General features: G+C 68.3%; 14 protein-coding genes and 2 tRNA genes. 2 read left to right on the plus strand and 14 right to left on the minus strand.

Annotated elements, in window-relative coordinates:
* Positions 1-57 precede the first annotated feature (57 nt).
* Positions 58-465 (minus strand): SSI family serine proteinase inhibitor, encoded by a 408-nt coding sequence (locus AMYNI_RS50765; RefSeq protein WP_084628388.1) that lies wholly within the window; start codon positions 463-465, stop codon positions 58-60.
* Between the two features lie 276 nt (positions 466-741).
* Here AMYNI_RS50765 and AMYNI_RS44675 point away from each other — a divergent pair, with 276 nt between their 5' ends.
* Positions 742-1,293, plus strand: a complete 552-nt coding sequence (locus AMYNI_RS44675; protein ID WP_084628389.1) for an RNA polymerase sigma factor — start codon at positions 742-744, stop codon at positions 1,291-1,293.
* A gap of 43 nt (positions 1,294-1,336) precedes the next feature.
* On the opposite strand, the gene AMYNI_RS0116160 is transcribed toward AMYNI_RS44675, so the two are convergent.
* Positions 1,337-2,518, minus strand: a complete 1,182-nt coding sequence (locus tag AMYNI_RS0116160; RefSeq protein WP_020669063.1) for an FAD-dependent monooxygenase — start codon at positions 2,516-2,518, stop codon at positions 1,337-1,339.
* Positions 2,519-2,648: 130 nt separating this feature from the next.
* Here AMYNI_RS0116160 and AMYNI_RS0116165 point away from each other — a divergent pair, with 130 nt between their 5' ends.
* A complete protein-coding gene (locus AMYNI_RS0116165; RefSeq protein WP_157357993.1) occupies positions 2,649-3,320 on the plus strand; it encodes a DNA alkylation repair protein in 672 nt (223 codons plus the stop codon).
* Between the two features lie 6 nt (positions 3,321-3,326).
* On the opposite strand, the gene AMYNI_RS0116170 is transcribed toward AMYNI_RS0116165, so the two are convergent.
* The 12 genes from AMYNI_RS0116170 to dnaN all read right to left on the minus strand — a co-directional run bounded on the left by AMYNI_RS0116170 (position 3,327) and on the right by dnaN (position 15,120).
* On the minus strand, positions 3,327-4,316 hold the full coding sequence (locus AMYNI_RS0116170; protein WP_020669065.1) for an endonuclease/exonuclease/phosphatase family protein: 990 nt from the start codon (positions 4,314-4,316) through the stop codon (positions 3,327-3,329).
* A 90-nt stretch (positions 4,317-4,406) separates the two neighbouring features.
* Positions 4,407-4,479: transfer RNA gene (locus AMYNI_RS0116175), tRNA-Ala, on the minus strand.
* 33 nt (positions 4,480-4,512) lie between these two features.
* Positions 4,513-4,704 (minus strand): DLW-39 family protein, encoded by a 192-nt coding sequence (locus tag AMYNI_RS0116180; RefSeq protein ID WP_020669066.1) that lies wholly within the window; start codon positions 4,702-4,704, stop codon positions 4,513-4,515.
* Positions 4,705-4,802: 98 nt separating this feature from the next.
* Positions 4,803-5,303, minus strand: a complete 501-nt coding sequence (locus AMYNI_RS0116185; RefSeq protein WP_020669067.1) for a hemerythrin domain-containing protein — start codon at positions 5,301-5,303, stop codon at positions 4,803-4,805.
* 129 nt (positions 5,304-5,432) lie between these two features.
* Positions 5,433-5,506, minus strand: a tRNA-Ile gene (locus AMYNI_RS0116190).
* A 49-nt stretch (positions 5,507-5,555) separates the two neighbouring features.
* A complete protein-coding gene (locus tag AMYNI_RS49555; protein WP_020669068.1) occupies positions 5,556-6,317 on the minus strand; it encodes a DUF3566 domain-containing protein in 762 nt (253 codons plus the stop codon).
* A 31-nt stretch (positions 6,318-6,348) separates the two neighbouring features.
* Positions 6,349-8,868: a DNA gyrase subunit A gene (gene gyrA, locus AMYNI_RS0116200; protein WP_020669069.1), complete on the minus strand. Its 2,520-nt coding sequence runs from the start codon at positions 8,866-8,868 to the stop codon at positions 6,349-6,351.
* A 45-nt stretch (positions 8,869-8,913) separates the two neighbouring features.
* Positions 8,914-10,884 (minus strand): DNA topoisomerase (ATP-hydrolyzing) subunit B, encoded by a 1,971-nt coding sequence (gyrB, locus tag AMYNI_RS0116205; RefSeq protein WP_020669070.1) that lies wholly within the window; start codon positions 10,882-10,884, stop codon positions 8,914-8,916.
* Between the two features lie 188 nt (positions 10,885-11,072).
* Positions 11,073-11,672 (minus strand): DciA family protein, encoded by a 600-nt coding sequence (locus AMYNI_RS0116210; protein WP_157357372.1) that lies wholly within the window; start codon positions 11,670-11,672, stop codon positions 11,073-11,075.
* A 160-nt stretch (positions 11,673-11,832) separates the two neighbouring features.
* Positions 11,833-13,038 carry a DNA replication/repair protein RecF gene (gene recF, locus AMYNI_RS0116215; protein ID WP_020669072.1) on the minus strand — a complete coding sequence of 402 codons (1,206 nt, stop codon included), beginning with the start codon at positions 13,036-13,038 and terminating at the stop codon, positions 11,833-11,835.
* Between the two features lie 19 nt (positions 13,039-13,057).
* Positions 13,058-13,948, minus strand: coding sequence for a phosphogluconate dehydrogenase (NAD(+)-dependent, decarboxylating) (gene gnd, locus AMYNI_RS0116220; RefSeq protein WP_020669073.1), 891 nt, complete (start codon positions 13,946-13,948; stop codon positions 13,058-13,060).
* Positions 13,949-13,986: 38 nt separating this feature from the next.
* A complete protein-coding gene (dnaN, locus tag AMYNI_RS0116225; RefSeq protein WP_020669074.1) occupies positions 13,987-15,120 on the minus strand; it encodes a DNA polymerase III subunit beta in 1,134 nt (377 codons plus the stop codon).
* Positions 15,121-15,549 lie beyond the last annotated feature (429 nt).

Raw genomic sequence — 15,549 nt, forward strand, 5'->3', positions numbered from 1 at the left:
CCCCGCCGCATGGACGGGGCCGGCCACAGTGCTTGAAAGTTGAACCTGAGTTAAAACTTAAAAACGGAACAACGGACCCTTTATTACGTCCAGTACGCAATTATTGGGGAAGGTCTCCCGATAAGATATCTGTCGGCCATTCCAGCGTCCGTTCGCAGTAACAGTCACCGGCGAGTAGATGAGGTGACAGGGACGCTGCGGATCTATCGAGACCGCGGAGATGTCCCCATTGGCACGCACCAGCTCGGCACAGGCCGCCGCCCTCAGGGGATGCGAACCACCGAGCGGCGAACAGGTCAGTGTCGCGCGTTCGGCATCGGGTTTCGGCCGCTCACCTGGGTTTACCGTGAGCAGCATGGCGCCGCCGGGCGCCGGCTGAGCCTGCGCGGCCGGCGGCAGCAGCCCGGCCGACAGTGAAAAAGCAACCGCTACGGCGGCACATCTGGACAATCGTCTGCGAAGCATGTTCACCCTTCAACGAAACGACAACGGTAAGTCGGATGGCGGAACGCCTTGTGGGCGACTCCATCGGTGAATACGATTCCTCGCCAATTCGCTCTCAGTGAGCACGATCACTGAGAGCTAAAACTGCCTCACGGCATCCCACGAACGGCGGTAGGAGACAGCCGGAGCGTAATGCGAAGGTTGCTCACAACAAACGGAGCTCGATGAGCGCGCCCGCCAGGGAAGTTTTCGTGCCGCCCACGGAAATCAATTGCGGCGGGCGAAGGGACGACCAAGATGAACAGGGGTGATAGGAGTGTTGTCACGTCTGCCCGCGGACAGGGCGACAGATTCTGGCGAGAGTGCGCCTCCCTGCGGCCCGCCCTGATCAGGGTGGCCGGACGGTACGGGCTCGAGGCGGACGCGGAGGACATCGTGCACGACGCCTTCCTTCGCGCGGTCGGCTATCCCGGGCTGGATCTGGACCGGCTCGCCCCGTTCCTGATGACCGTGATCAAACGACTGTGCATCGACGACTCACGTCGGCGGAACACCGCACAGCAGGTCGCCAGCCACCCACGGCTGCTGCCTTCGCAGGTCGCCGACCCGGCCGACACGGCGGCGGACCGGGACGAGGCGCGATGGGTGATCGACCTGTGCGGGGTCTGCCTGAGCGAACGGGAGTGCTTCGTGCTGCTGCGGCTCGGGCACGGCCTCTCCCATGACGAAATCTCCGGTCAGCTCGGCACCACTCGCCGGGCCACCGAATGTCTTGCCAGCCGCGCCCGCTGCCGGGCGCGGGACCTGATGGCCAACCGGGTGCGCTCCGAATCAGTACCCGGTACCTGAAGGAGTCCTGGCGCGGTGTTGCAGGGCGCCGCGCCAGGACTCCTCACCCCTGGTAGTCCTTGAGTGTGATGGCATTGGCGACCTTGAGCGCCACCTTTTCGAAGATGCCCTTCCACGGCAGGTACGGAATCAGCCGGTAGCTCAGGTTCCTCGCCCGGATCATCAGGTTCGTGCGCGGGACGAACCACTTGTCGCTGTCCAGGGCCTGCTTCTGGCACGCTCGCACGAAACTGCGCATTTCGGCTTCGTAGCGGGCGAACGCGCCGCGGTACTCGCCGCCGGCCGCGGCCAGCTCGCCGGCCAGCACGTACGCGCCGACCAGCGCGAGGCTAGTTCCCATGCCGGACAACGGAGACGCGCAGTAGCCGGCGTCCCCGACCAGCGCGACCCGGCCGGACGAATAGTGGTCCAGGTGCACCTGGCTGATCGAGTCGAAGTAGAAGTCCGGTGCGTCCGCCGCGGCCGCGAGCAGCCGGGGCACCTCCCAGCCCGCACCGGCGAACGCGTCGTTCAGCAGTTTCCGCTGCTGCTCGGCGTCGTGGCGATCGTAGGAAAGCGGCTCGGACGCGAAGTAGACCATCGCCTTGGCTTCGGTGTTCTCGCGCGCGCTGTACAGCCCGGCGATCTTGCCCGGCGAGTTGTGGAACCGCCCGGCGTGGTCGAGACCGAGGTGGTTGGCCGTGGTGAAAACCGAGACGTACAACCCGAGATCGCGGATGCACCGTTCCTCCGCACCGAAAGCCAGTGCGCGGGTGGCGGAGTGCAGCCCGTCCGCGCCGACCACCAGATCGAACTCCCGCCGCCCCGCCCGCTCGAAGCCGACGGTCACCCCGTTGTCGTGCTGGGAAATCTCGGTGACGTAGTCGCCGAAGACGTACTCCACGTCGTGTCTGGTCCGCTCGTAGAGAATCGAAACCAGGTCTCCCCGCAGTACTTCCAGCTCCCCGCTGAACACCACCGGCGGCGTGCTGGCCTTCTTCCGGCCCGCACTGTCCACATAGGTCATATCCCCCATGTCGGTGCCGACCGCGCGCACCTCGTCGAGAATGCCCATCCGCTTCAGCACTTCGAGCGAGGCTCCGCGGAAGTCCACCGCGTAGCCGCCTTCGCGCGGAGCCGGCGCCCGCTCCACCACGGTCGGTTTGAACCCGTACCGGCGCAGCCAGTAGGCCAGTGCGGGCCCGGCGACGCCGGCACCCGAGATCAGGATGTTCTGGTTCTTCATGAGCCCTACTGTACGCACGTCTTAGACATTTGTTCAAGACATACGTCCATCTCCGCTTCGCCGCCTGTCGGTGCTACCTCGTAGGCTGACGCGCACAGGTGACGGACAGGAGGCTGAGGTGACCAAGACGGTGGCCGAGACGACGTTGGCCGAGGTGGTGGCCGAGCTGGCCGCGCTCGAGGACCCGCGGGCACGCGAGGTGAACGAGAAGCACGGCGACGATCACGGTGTGAACCTCACCAAACTGCGCGCGCTCGCGAAGCGGCTGAAGACGCAGCAGGAACTTGCGCTCCGGCTCTGGGAGACGGATGACACCGCGGCGAAACTGCTGGCGCTCCTGATCTGCCGCCCGAAGTCGTTCGAGCGCGACGAGCTGGACGTCATGTTGCGCCAGGCGCGCACCCCCAAGGTGCAAGACTGGCTGGTGAACTACGTGGTGAAGAAGAACCCGCACGTCGAAGAGCTGCGCCTGGCCTGGTCCGCCGACCCGGATCCGGTGGTCGCGAGTGCCGGCTGGGCACTGACCACCGAGCGCGTGGCGAAGAAGCCCGAGGGCCTCGACCTCACCGGACTACTCGACGTCATCGAGACGGAGCTGCGGGGTGCCCCGGATCGCCTGCAGTGGGCGATGAACCACTGCCTGGCCCAGATCGGGATCGAGCACGCCGAGCACCGCGCCCGCGCGATCGACATCGGTGAGCGCCTCCAGGTGCTCAAGGACTACCCGACTCCGCCGAACTGCACGTCTCCGTTCGCGCCCAGCTGGATCAACGAGATGGTGCGCCGGCAGCACGGCGAGTAGGCAGGCTCACGACCCGCGGGTGGGGATGGTGAGCTCGGCGTAGACGGCGGAGTGGTCGCTGCCCAGGACCTCGAACACCTGGTAGTCGTTGAACGCGGTCCGCTCGTCGGCGAGGACGTGGTCGATGGTCACCGGTGGCGGGAAGATCCCGTCCGGCCAGGTCGGGGTGAACCCCGCGCCGCGTTCGGCACCGGCGTCGGTATACCCCGCGTCGAGCAGGTCCCGCAGCTGGGCGTGGTCCAGGGTGGCGTTGAAATCCCCCGCCAGGATGCGCACCGGCAGGTCGGCGGTGGGCAGGGGCAGCCCGCCGAGCGTGGACTTCCAGTCCGGCGGGGACATCGTGGGCGGCAGCGGGTGCACCGCGACGATCTCCACGCTCGCGCCGCCGCCGAGGTCCACCCTGGCACTCGGCTGCTGGGGTCGGGACGGCTTGGCGAGGGCCAGTTCGGTGAGCGGATGCCGGGACACGATGCCCGAGCCGTAGCCATCCGGCTCGGGGTCCAGAACGCGGTGCGGCAGCAGGGCGAACAAGCCCGCGTCGGTCAGCGCATTCACCGACGGCTGGGTCAGCTCGAGCAGGTTCAGCACGTCGACGTCGTGCGCACGCACCAGGTCGACGATCGCTTTCGCGTCGGCCTGCCCGAGGTAGAGGTTCGCGGACAGCACGCGCAGCGGGCGCCCACCGGCCGGGGTGGGCTGTTCCTCGGGGACCAGGCGAGGCACGACCGCGAACGTGAGCGAAACGGCGAGCAACGTCACCACCCCGCCGATCCACCAGCGCCGCAGCATCAGGGTCAGCACCCCGAGCACCAGGCCCGCGGCGGTGGCGTAGGGCGTCAGCGCGAGGGCCGCGGCGGTGTAGCTGTTGCCGTCGATGCCGACCAGCCGCAGCACGGCCAGCACCGCGAACGGCAACGCGATCAGGGCCAGGACGCCGGTGCCTCTGCGGCGGCGCTGCAACGGGCGCGCGGGCGCGACGTCGGTTTTCAGTCCCATGTGGTCAGTCTGTCCGGCAGCAGTCGTCGGAAACGGGATTACCTAACAGAACCAAGCGTGCCCGCCGAACAGGCGGCACCGAAGAGCGGGTGGAGCTGAGGGGAATCGAACCCCTGACCCCTGCCTTGCAAAGGCAGTGCTCTACCAATTGAGCTACAGCCCCAGTCGTGTGCGGCGCGGGGCCGCACACGGGAGATCAGTTGTTGGCGGCGTCCGACGAGCTCGCCTTGGCCGGCGCACTGCCGTTGCTGGACACGCCACCGAGCGGACTCTCGGTCGGCGCGGTCGCTTCACGCCAAAGGTCCGCTTCGGCCTTGGCGTCCTTGTTGCGCTTGACCGCGAACAGCACGCCGCCCGCGACGGCCGCGAGTGCCAAAAGCTTCTTCACGTGAGGCCCCTCCTCGACAAGTTGCTCAGCCTGCCCGTCGATGCTACTGCACGGCGGCTGAGGAGCTGCGGGGCCTCCGTGGTTCCACGTGGAACCGATCAAAGGCGGTCCTTGGTCTTCGACACGACCAGGCGAACGTTCTCGACCCGCCCGCAGTTGGTGTCGAGCAGCACCTGCCGCGCGGTCAGGAAGGCGACCCCGAGCTGCTCGCGCTCCGCCGCGCCGACCCCCTGCCTGGCGTCGTTGAGCAGGGTCTGCTCCTCTTCGTTGGTGTGGTGGTTGATGACCTCGACCAGATCTTCCAGCTTCTCGTCGTAGTCGTCGCCCTTGAGCTCGTCGAGTTCCAGGAAGTCGAGCAGCTTCTCGTTGATCTCGGCGTGCTCCTTCTCGCCGTGCTCGACCTCCTCGTCCTCGGCGGCCTTCTTGCTCCGGAGCTTGGGGTAGACCTCCTGCTCCTCGGCCTCCGCGTGCGCGACCAACAGCGCGGCCAGCTCGTCCCGCGACTTCGCCCGGTCGGCCTCGATATTGCGCAACTCGCGCATCAGCTCTTCGAACCGCTGGTGATCGGCAAGAATCAGCTCGACGACGTCCTTGGACATGACCCGCTCCTCGTGGTGGTGAAAGCAGTCCTTCACACCTTCGCGCACCCCGGCCCGGCCCGCACTCTCACCAGCCGCAGGAACAAAAGAAAGAGGCCCCGGCATTCGCCGGAGCCTCTGTCACTCGGGTGGGCCCACCAGGACTTGAACCTGGGACCTCTTCGTTATCAGCGAAGCGCTCTAACCGCCTGAGCTATGGGCCCTTGGGACGCGAGAAGATTACCTGATGGCTTTCCGCTCGCCGTCACCGGGTTACTCACGTTCGGAGAGGGTGACCTCCAGCCCGCCGGCCAGGTCGGCGGACACGTTGTAGATGAACGCCATCACCGTGGCCAGCGCCGAGACGAGCACGATGTTGATCGCGCCGAGCACGGCCGCGACGCCGAACACGCGACCCGCGCTGATCAGCGGTTCGGCCGCGGACGACGTGCCTTCGCCCTGCACCAGGTTGGTGTAGGTGCCGTTCAGCTGGTCCCACACGCCCATGCCGTCGAGCACGGTGTACAGCACACCGACCGCGACCAGCCAGACGAAGAACATCGCGACCCCGAGCACCAGGGACAGCTTGAGCACCGACCACGGGTCGAAGCGCTTGATCTGCAGGCTGGCGCGCCGCGGGCCGCGGCCGGGGCGGCGCAGCGCGGTGGGTGCGGTGCGGCCCTTGGCCTGCGGGGCCGCGCCCACGTGCTGCGGTTCCCGGCCGAACATGCCGCCGTCCTGGAGCGGGGCCTGCGGGCCGGTGTCGGCGGGGTCACCGAACAGCCGCCTGGCCGCGCTCCCGGTGACCACGGTCTGGTGCTCGGCCGGGTCCGGGCCGCTGGCCGGTACGAAAGCGGTCTCCTCGGCGGCAGCGGCGGGGGGCGGCGCGGCGGGCCACTGCTCGCCGCCCTGGTCCGCCGCACCGTTGCCGCTGTCCTTGGCCAGTCGCTGCCACGGGGGTGCGGCGTCCGCCCCGGTCGCCGGGTCGGCCGACCCCGTCGCACCGCGTCGTTCGGGGTTCTCGGGTGGTGTCACGAACCGTCAGTCCTTATCCCGCCGGGCACCATTACTCCGATGCCTTGGTGTCGTCTCCTTCAGTGCCAGCACTGTCTGTACTGCCGACGTCCGAGGGCTCGTCCGCGTTGCGTGCGACCGCGAGAAGGGTGGTGTTTTCGCCGAGATTCATCAGCCGCACTCCCTTCGTCTGCCGCCCTGCCTTGCGCACCTGCTTCGCCCCGGTCCTGATAACGCCGCCGGTGGACGTGATCGCGTAGAGCTCGTCGTCCTCGTCGACGATGAGCGCGCCTACCAGCCTGCCACGTTTCCGGTCGTACTGAATGGTGAGCACACCCTTGCCGCCGCGGCCTTGCACCGGGTAGTCCTCGATCGGGGTGCGCTTGGCGTACCCGCCGTCCGTGGCGACCAGCAGGAACTTGTTCTCCGCGACCACGTTGACGCCGAGCAGCTCGTCGCCGTCGTTGAACCGCATGCCGAGCACCCCGGACGTCGCCCGGCCCATCGGCCGCAGCGCCTCGTCGGTGGCGTGGAACCTGATCGACTGCCCCTCCGAGGAGACCAGCAGCAGGTCGTCCTCGGCGCCGACCAGCACGGCGCCGACCAGCTCGTCACCCTCGCGCAGGTTGACCGCGATCAGCCCGCCGGCGCGGTTGGAGTCGAAGTCGGTCAGCTTGGTCTTCTTGACCAGGCCCTTCCTGGTGGCCAGCACCAGGTAGGGCGCGACCTCGTAGTCCTTGATCTGGATCACGCCGGCGATCTGCTCGTCGGGCTGGAAGGCGAGCAGGTTCGCCACGTGCTGGCCGCGCGCGTTGCGGTTGGCCTCCGGCAGGTCGTACGCCTTCGCCCGGTACACCCGGCCCTTGTTGGTGAAGAACAAGATCCAGTCGTGCGTGGAGCACACGAAGAAGTGCTGGACGATGTCGTCCTGCTTGAGCGTGGCGCCCTGCACGCCCTTGCCGCCGCGCTTCTGCGAGCGGTACAGGTCGGTTTTCGTTCGCTTGGCGTAGCCCGTGCGGGTGATGGTGACCACCACGTCCTCGACCGCGATCAGGTCCTCGTTGGAGACGTCGCCGTCGAACGGGATGATCCTGGTGCGCCGGTCGTCGCCGTGCTTCTCGACGATCGCCTGCAGCTCGTCGCGGATGATCGCCCGCTGCCGCTCCGGCTTTTCCAGGATGTCCTTGAGGTCGGCGATCTCGGCCTCGATCTTGGCCAGCTCGTCGATGATCTTCTGCCGCTCCAGTGCGGCGAGCCGACGCAGCTGCATGTCCAGGATCGCGGTGGCCTGGATCTCGTCGATCTCCAGCAGCTCCATCAGCGCCGGCCTGGCCTCGTCCGCGGACGGCGAGCGCCGGATCAGAGCGATCACTTCGTCCAGCGCGTCCAGCGCCTTGACCAGGCCGCGCAGGATGTGCGCCCGTTCCTCGGCTTTGCGCAGCCGGAACCTGGTGCGCCGGACGATGACGTCCATCTGGTGCTTGACGTAGTGCCGGATGATCTGGTCGAGCCGCAGCGTGCGCGGCACGCCGTCGACCAGCGCCAGCATGTTGACGCCGAAGTTGTACTGCAGCTGGGTGTGCTTGTAGAGGTTGTTCAGCACGACCTTGGCCACCGCGTCGCGCTTGATCGTGACCACGATGCGCATGCCGCTGCGGCTGTTGGACTCGTCCGCGATGTCCGCGATGCCGGTGAGCTTGCCGTCGCGCACCAGGTTGGCGATGTTCTCCACCAGGTTGTCCGGGTTGACCTGGTAGGGCAGCTCGGTGACGACCAGGATGGTGCGTCCCTTGGCGTCCTCCTCGACCTCGACCACCGCGCGCATCCGGACCGAGCCGCGGCCGGTGCGGTAGGCGTCCTCGATGCCCTGGGTGCCCAGGATCAGGCCCCTGGTCGGGAAGTCCGGACCCTTGACCCGCTGCAGCAGCGCCGCGAGCAGCTCGTCGTCGGAGGCCTCGGGGTTCTCCAGCGCCCAGACCACGCCCTCGGAGACCTCGCGCAGGTTGTGCGGCGGGATGTTGGTCGCCATCCCGACCGCGATCCCGGACCCGCCGTTGACCAGCAGGTTCGGGAACCGGCTCGGCAACACGTCCGGTTCCTGGGTGCGGCCGTCGTAGTTGTCGGAGAAGTCGACGGTCTCTTCTTCGATGTCGGCCAGCATCGCCATGGCCAGCGGGGCGAGCCGGGACTCGGTGTACCGCATGGCCGCGGCCGGGTCGTTGCCGGCGGAACCGAAGTTGCCCTGGCCGTCGACCAGCGGGTACCGCATCGACCACGACTGGGCGAGCCGCACCAGCGCGTCGTAGATCGACGAGTCGCCGTGCGGGTGGTAGTTGCCCATCACTTCGCCGACTACGCGCGAGCACTTGTTGTACCCGCGTTCCGGCCGGAAGCCGGAGTCGTACATCGCGTACAGCACCCTGCGGTGCACCGGTTTCAGGCCGTCTCGCACATCCGGCAGCGCCCGCGAAACGATCACGCTCATCGCGTAGTCGATGTAGGAGCGCTGCATCTCCTGCTGGATGTCGACCGGCTCGATGCGGTCGTGTTCCGGCGGCAAGGTCTCGGTCATTCTCGTCCCTCTTGTGCGAACAGTCCTATTTGGACACGGGCTGGACTACACGTCCAGGAAGCGAACGTCCTTGGCGTTGCGGACGATGAACGAACGGCGGGCTTCGACGTCTTCGCCCATCAGCACGGAGAACAGCTCGTCCGCGGTGGCCGCGTCGTCCAGGTTCACCTGCCGCAGGATCCGGTGCGCGGGGTCCATCGTGGTGTCCCACAGCTCCGCCGCGTTCATCTCGCCGAGACCCTTGTACCGCTGGATCGAGTCGTCCTTCGGCAGCTTCCGCCCGGCCTCCGCGCCGGCCTTGATCAGGCCGTCGCGCTCCTTGTCGGAGTAGGCGTACTCCGGCTCGCCCCGCGGCCACTTGATCTTGTACAGCGGCGGCTGCGAAAGGTAGACGTGCCCGTGCTCGATCAGCGGGCGCATGAACCGGAACAGCAGGGTCAGCAGCAGCGTGTTGATGTGCTGGCCGTCCACGTCGGCGTCGGCCATCAGCACGATCTTGTGGTACCGGATCTTGGTCACGTCGAACTCGTCGTGGATGCCGGTGCCCAGCGCGGTGATCAGGCTCTGCACCTCGGTGTTCTTCAGCACCCGGTCGATGCGGGCCTTCTCCACGTTGATGATCTTGCCGCGGATCGGCAGGATGGCCTGGTACATCGAGTCCCGGCCCTCCTTGGCGGAGCCGCCGGCGGAGTCACCCTCGACGATGTAGAGCTCGCACTCCTCCGGCTTGGTGGAGCGGCAGTCCTTCAGCTTGCCGGGCAGCCCGCCGATGTCCAGCGCGCCCTTGCGGCGCACCAGGTCGCGGGCCTTGCGGGCGGCCATCCGCGCCTGTGCGCTGGACACCGCCTTGTTGATCACGATCTTGGCCTCGGTCGGGTTGCGCTCGAACCAGTCGGCCAGCCACTCGTTGGTCTTGGTCTGCACGAAGGACTTCGCCTCGCTGTTGCCCAGCTTGGTCTTGGTCTGTCCCTCGAACTGCGGCTCGGCCAGCTTGATCGAGACGATCGCGGCGAGCCCCTCGCGCACGTCGTCACCGGTGAGGTTGGTGTCCTTCTCCTTGAGCAGCTTCTTTTCCCGCGCGTAGGCGTTCACCACCCTGGTCAGCGCGGCGCGGAAACCCTCCTCGTGGGTGCCACCCTCATGGGTGTTGATCGTGTTGGCGAAGGTGTAGACCGACGGCGTGAACCCGTTGTTCCACTGCATCGCGACCTCGACCTCGAGGCCGTCGCCCTTGGCGTCGAAGGAGACCACGGTCTGGTGGATCGGGTCCTTGCTGCCGTTGATGTGCCGGACGAAGTCTTCCAGCCCGCCGGGGTAGTGGTAGACGCGTTCCTTCACCCGTGCGGTCTGGCCGCCGGCATCTTCTTCGGTCTCTTCCTCGGCGACGCGCTCGTCGCGCAGCACGATGGTCAGTCCCTTGTTCAGGAACGCCATCTCCTGCAGCCGCCGGGAGATCGTCTCGGCGTTGTAGGTGGTGGTCTCGAAGATCTCCGGGTCGGCCCAGAAGGTGATCGTGGTGCCGGTCTTGCTGGTCGGGCCCTGCTCCTGGACCGGCGCGACCGGCTCGGACATCTCGTAGCGCTGGGTCCAGATCTTGCCTTCGAGGTGGATCTCCACGTCGAGCCTGGTCGAGAGCGCGTTCACCACGGAAACGCCGACGCCGTGCAGGCCGCCGGAGACCGCGTAGGACTCGCCGTCGAACTTGCCGCCCGCGTGCAGCTGGGTGAGCACCACTTCGAGAGTGGGCTTGTTCTCCACCGGGTGCATGGCGACCGGGATGCCGCGGCCGTCGTCGACGACCCGGACCCCGCCGTCGGCGAGCAGGGTCACCTCGATCTTGCTCGCGTAGCCCGCCATCGCCTCATCGACGGAGTTGTCCACGACCTCCTGGATAAGATGGTGGAGACCGCGTTCACCGGTGGAACCGATGTACATACCTGGACGCTTGCGGACCGCCTCGAGGCCCTTGAGCACAGTGATGGACGATGCGCCGTAGTTGTTCGTGTTCGCTGCCACCGGCCTGGTTTCTCCTCGTCTAGCCCAAGGGAATACTCGCTCCCCTTTAGTCTACTTGGCCGTGTTCGCTCACATGCAGCAAGGACACCCCTGGTTTCGTCACAGAGGCACGAAATCAACCGGGCATGGGTCCGGCCGTAGCTGAGCGTCATGCCGAAGCGTCTCGGCGTCCTGGCTGACGCCCGTACTCACCCGTAGGTGTCGCGCGGCCCCCGCCCGGAAACGTGCCGTGGTCCCTTCCGCCAGCTGGGCGCGGTCGGCCCGTGGATCCGCATCCGGCGGACCACCCCGTGTCCCACCCCGGCCGCGATCTTGGTCAGCAGCTGCTTCTGCAACGAGCGCAGCTGCATCGCCCACGCGGTGGACGTGGCCTGCACGACCAGCTCGCCTTCGCGCAGCGACACCGGCTGGGCATGCTCGGCGACCTCCTCGCCGACCAGCTTCGCCCACTGCCCGAACACCTGACCGTTGGCGAGCCGGTTGTTCCAGCCGCGCTCCACGGCCAGCCGAGAGGCCAGCCTGCCGAGCGGCTGCGGGTCGCGCGCGTCGGCGCCGGCACCGGACCACCGGCGACGGCGGGGGTTCTGACCGGGCAGCCCCGGCTGACGGGTGCCCGGCTTGCGGGCGCCGGGCGCGGCACCCCTGGCGCTGGCCTTGTCCCTGGCCGCCTGAAGCGCGGCCTTGGCGAGGTCGCGCCCGGAGGCCGGAGTCCCGTTCGGCCCAGCGCCACCTTCGACGTCGTCACGCTCGGTACCGACTGGGGGCACCCCAGCTGGGGGACCGCTCACGTGAGGGGTATCGGACCCACCATTTGGCCCTGTGATTACGCCGGGCGATAACGCGTTCACGGTGTTATCCACACTGTCCACAGGTTTGTCCCCAGATGGGTGGGCAACTCCTGTGGCGCCGGTCACCCCGCGTGGCCGACTTGATCTTGCCGAAGCCCGCTCAGACACGTTTGACCTCACCTTCTGTGTCTTCCGGAGGCGCGGTCGGGTCGGCGTTGCGCACCTCTCCCTCGCCTACCGTGAACCGCGTACCACGAAGCTCCTGGGGAACGTCCTCGTCCACCGCCGCGGTCACCAGCACCTGCTCGGCGCTCGCAGCCACCTCCGCCAGCCGGGCCCGGCGGCGCCGGTCCAGCTCGGCGAACACATCGTCCAACAGCAACACCGGTTCGCCGGCTTCGCCACGCAGCAACTCGTAGGATCCGAGCCGCAACGCGAGCGCGAACGACCAGGATTCGCCGTGGCTGGCATACCCCTTCGCCGGTGCTTCGCCGAGAATCAGCTCCAACTCGTCCCGGTGCGGGCCGACCAGGCTGATCCCCCGTTCCAGCTCGGCCTGCCGGGTACCGGCCAGCGCTTCGACCATCACCCCGGCCAGCGTCTCGACATCGGCGCGCTCCCCGCCGGGCACGCCGTACCCGGCCGGCAGTGCGGCGCCCAGGCTCGACCGGTAGCCGATCTCGACGGGCCGCGAATCCGGCGCGACCCCCGCGTACGCGGCCGCGGCATGCGGAGCGAGGTCCGCGACCAGGTCCAGCCGCGCGGCCAGCAGCTGCGCCCCCGCCGCGGCGAGGTGGTTGTCCCAGACCTCCAGCGTCGACAACGCGTACGGGTCTTCTTTGGCCTGACCCCGCCGTTTGCCCGCGGTCTTGAGCAGCGCGTTCCGCTGTTTGAGCACCTTCTCGTAGTCCGCGCGCACCCCGGCATAACGCGGCGCGCGCAGCACCAGCAGCTCGTCCAGGAACCGGCGGCGCTCACCGGGATCGCCGCGCACCAGCGCCAGGTCCTCCGGGGAGAACAGCACCGTGCGGAGAATGCCCAGCACGTCCCGCGGCCTGCCCACCGCGCCGCGGTTCACCCTGGCCCGGTTCGCCCGGCCGGCGGTGATCTCCAGCTCCACGGTCAGCTCGCGGTCCTCGTTCACCACCGCGACCCGCACCAGCGCACGCTCGCAGCCGTGCCGGATCAGCGGGGCGTCGGTGGCCACCCGGTGCGAACCGAGGGTAGCCACGTAGCCGATCGCCTCCAGCAGGTTCGTCTTGCCTCGGCCGTTCTGGCCGATCAGCACCGTGGGCCCCGGTGCCAGCGCGAGGTCGGCCTGCGGCCACGAGCGGAAGTCGGTGACCTGCAGATGTCTCAAGTACATCGAGCGTTACCAGACCGCCTTAGCCACCGGCCTTCTTCACCGCGTGCCCGCCGAACTGCTGGCGCAGCGCGGCCACCGCGCGCATCGCGGAGGAGTGCTCCTGGCGGGAGGCGAACCTGGCGAACAGCGCGGCCGAGATGACCGGCGCCGGCACCGCGTTGTTGATCGCCTCTTCCAGCGTCCAGCGGCCTTCCCCGGAGTCTTCGACGTAACCCTCGAGGTCGTCCAGCTCCGGGTCTTCGTCCAGCGCGCGGACCAGCAGGTCGAGCAGCCAGGACCGGACCACGGTGCCGCGCTGCCAGCCCTTGATCACCGACGGCACGTCCTCCACGACCTTGGCCGCTTCGAGCAGTTCGAAACCCTCGGCGAAAGCCTGCATCAGGCCGTACTCGATGCCGTTGTGCACCATCTTCGCGTAGTGCCCGGCGCCGACCGAGCCGGCGTGCGAGAAGCCCTCTTCGCGCGGGCCTTCCGGGCGGAGCGCGTCGAAGATCGGCATCGCGCTGGCGACGTCCGCCTCGGCGCCGCCGACCATCAGGCCGTAGCCGTTGTCCTTGCCCCACACACCGCCGGACACACCGGCGTCCAGGTAGCCGATGCCCTTCGCGGCGAGCAGGTCGGCGTTCAGCTTGTCGTCGGTGAACTTGGAGTTGCCGCCGTCGATCACCAGGTCGCCCTCGTCGAGCAGCTCACCCAGCTCGGTGACGGTCTGCCTGGTCGCGTCCCCGGCGGGCACCATCACCCAGACGACGCGCGGCGCGGCCAGCTTCGACACCAGGTCCTCGACCGACGAGGAGTCGCTCACCTCGGCGTTGCGGTCGTAGCCGACCACCTCGTGCCCGGCGGCGCGCAGCCGCTCGCGCATGTTGAAGCCCATCTTGCCGAGCCCGATCAGTCCCAGCTGAACCATGGAAAACCCCTTATTCGTTCACTCGCTCTGGCGGTGCGTCAGCCGGGCAGGCGGACCGGCATCAGCAGGTACAGGTAGCCGGGCACGACCTGGCCCTGCTCGTCCGCCGGCTTGATCAGGGCGGGCCGGTTCGGGGTGGTGAACGTCAGCTCGGCCCGGTCGGCGTGCAACACGCCGAGCCCGTCCACCAGGTAGCCCGGGTTGAACGCGATGGTCACCGGGTCGCCTTCGTAGTCCACTGGCAGCTCTTCTTCGGCGCTGCCCTCGTCGTCCCCGCCGGCGGAGAGCCGGAGCGAGTTGTCGGCGAACTCGAGGCGGACCTGGGTACCGCGTTCGGCCACCAACGATACGCGCTTGATCGATTCCGCCAGCGGGCCTACCTCGATCACCGCGCGGGAGGTGTGCTGGGCCGGGAGCAGCTGCCGGTACGGCGGGAACTCCGCGTCCAGCAGCCGGCTGGTGGTGTAGCGGCCGGAGCCGGACAGGCCGAGCAGCCCCTCGCCGGGGGCCAGCGCGAGCGACACGGCAGCGCCACTGGCGCCGAGCGACTTGGCGGCGTCGGCCAGCGTGCGCGCCGGCACCAGCACCGCGGCGTCGGCGAGACCTTCGGCCGGCTCCCAGGCGAACTCGCGCATCGCCAGCCGGAACCGGTCGGTGGCCACCAGGGTCAGCGAGCTGCCGGAGATCTCCAGCCGCATGCCGGTCAGCATCGGCAGCGTGTCGTCCTTGCCGGCGGCGACCGCGACCTGGGTGACCGCCTGGCCGAAGGCGTCGCCGGTCAGCTGGCCGGCGAAGGCGGGCTGGGCCGGCAGCTGGGGATAGTCCTCGACTGGCATGGTCGGCAGGCTGAACCGGGCGCTGCCGCAGGTGATGGAGGCGCGGGCGCCCTCGACGGAGATCTCCACCGGCTGGGCGGGCAGCGCCTTGGTGATGTCCGCGAGTAGCCGGCCGGACACCAGCAGGCGGCCGCCGTCGGCGATGGTGGCCGGCACGCCGACCGTCGCCGACACCTCGTAGTCGAACCCGGACACGGTCAGCGCATCGGTGCTCCCGTCCGAACCGGCGTCGAGCAGGACACCGCCGAGGACCGGGACCGGTGGCCTGGACGGCAGGCTTCTCGCCACCCACGCGACGGCGTCGGCCAGCCCGTCACGCTCGACGCGGATCTTCATGCGCCCATCCCTTCGATAGCCGAGCCCGTTCGGCTCGAGAAGATCGACAACCCCTCCGGGGCGCGCTGCTCAGCGGTCGGCCGGAGATCTCGCCAGTGTCGTGTGGCCCGTCGCCGTCGCCAGCGGTGCATCGGCGGCGAAGACGGACTCGGTGTGGGCACCCACGTTAGAACGTGACCGGTCCCGCCGTCATCCGGCCCCGTCGGTCAGCTTGTCGACAAGACGACTGTTCGAGCCGGCTGTCCCCAGATCCACAGCTCGCTTGTTTTTGTTTTGTTCTTCTCTTCAAAAGCTAGAAGGGCAGTGACAGTAATAAGCGTTGTGGGTTGTGTGGACAGGTGCCGTAACCGCAGGTCCGGTCGCGCGGCCGGGTGTGGACACGAGGGGGGTGCAACCGGTGGACAGTTCGGGCGGCCGGTGGACGGTTTC

Source organism: Amycolatopsis nigrescens CSC17Ta-90, assembly GCF_000384315.1.
GTDB classification, from domain to species: domain Bacteria; phylum Actinomycetota; class Actinomycetes; order Mycobacteriales; family Pseudonocardiaceae; genus Amycolatopsis; species Amycolatopsis nigrescens.

What these genes read in the sequence shown, in the direction of transcription:
- AMYNI_RS0116185 (WP_020669067.1), bottom strand. Translation starts at nt 5,303, where the DNA reads ATGTCCAAGGACGTCGTCGAGCTGATTCTTGCCGATCACCAGCGGTTC.
- AMYNI_RS0116170 (WP_020669065.1), bottom strand. Translation starts at nt 4,316, where the DNA reads ATGGGACTGAAAACCGACGTCGCGCCCGCGCGCCCGTTGCAGCGCCGC.
- AMYNI_RS50765 (WP_084628388.1), bottom strand. Translation starts at nt 465, where the DNA reads ATGCTTCGCAGACGATTGTCCAGATGTGCCGCCGTAGCGGTTGCTTTT.
- AMYNI_RS0116160 (WP_020669063.1), bottom strand. Translation starts at nt 2,518, where the DNA reads ATGAAGAACCAGAACATCCTGATCTCGGGTGCCGGCGTCGCCGGGCCC.
- recF (WP_020669072.1), bottom strand. Translation starts at nt 13,038, where the DNA reads ATGTACTTGAGACATCTGCAGGTCACCGACTTCCGCTCGTGGCCGCAG.
- AMYNI_RS44675 (WP_084628389.1), top strand. Translation starts at nt 742, where the DNA reads ATGAACAGGGGTGATAGGAGTGTTGTCACGTCTGCCCGCGGACAGGGC.
- gyrA (WP_020669069.1), bottom strand. Translation starts at nt 8,868, where the DNA reads ATGACCGAGACCTTGCCGCCGGAACACGACCGCATCGAGCCGGTCGAC.
- gnd (WP_020669073.1), bottom strand. Translation starts at nt 13,948, where the DNA reads ATGGTTCAGCTGGGACTGATCGGGCTCGGCAAGATGGGCTTCAACATG.
- dnaN (WP_020669074.1), bottom strand. Translation starts at nt 15,120, where the DNA reads ATGAAGATCCGCGTCGAGCGTGACGGGCTGGCCGACGCCGTCGCGTGG.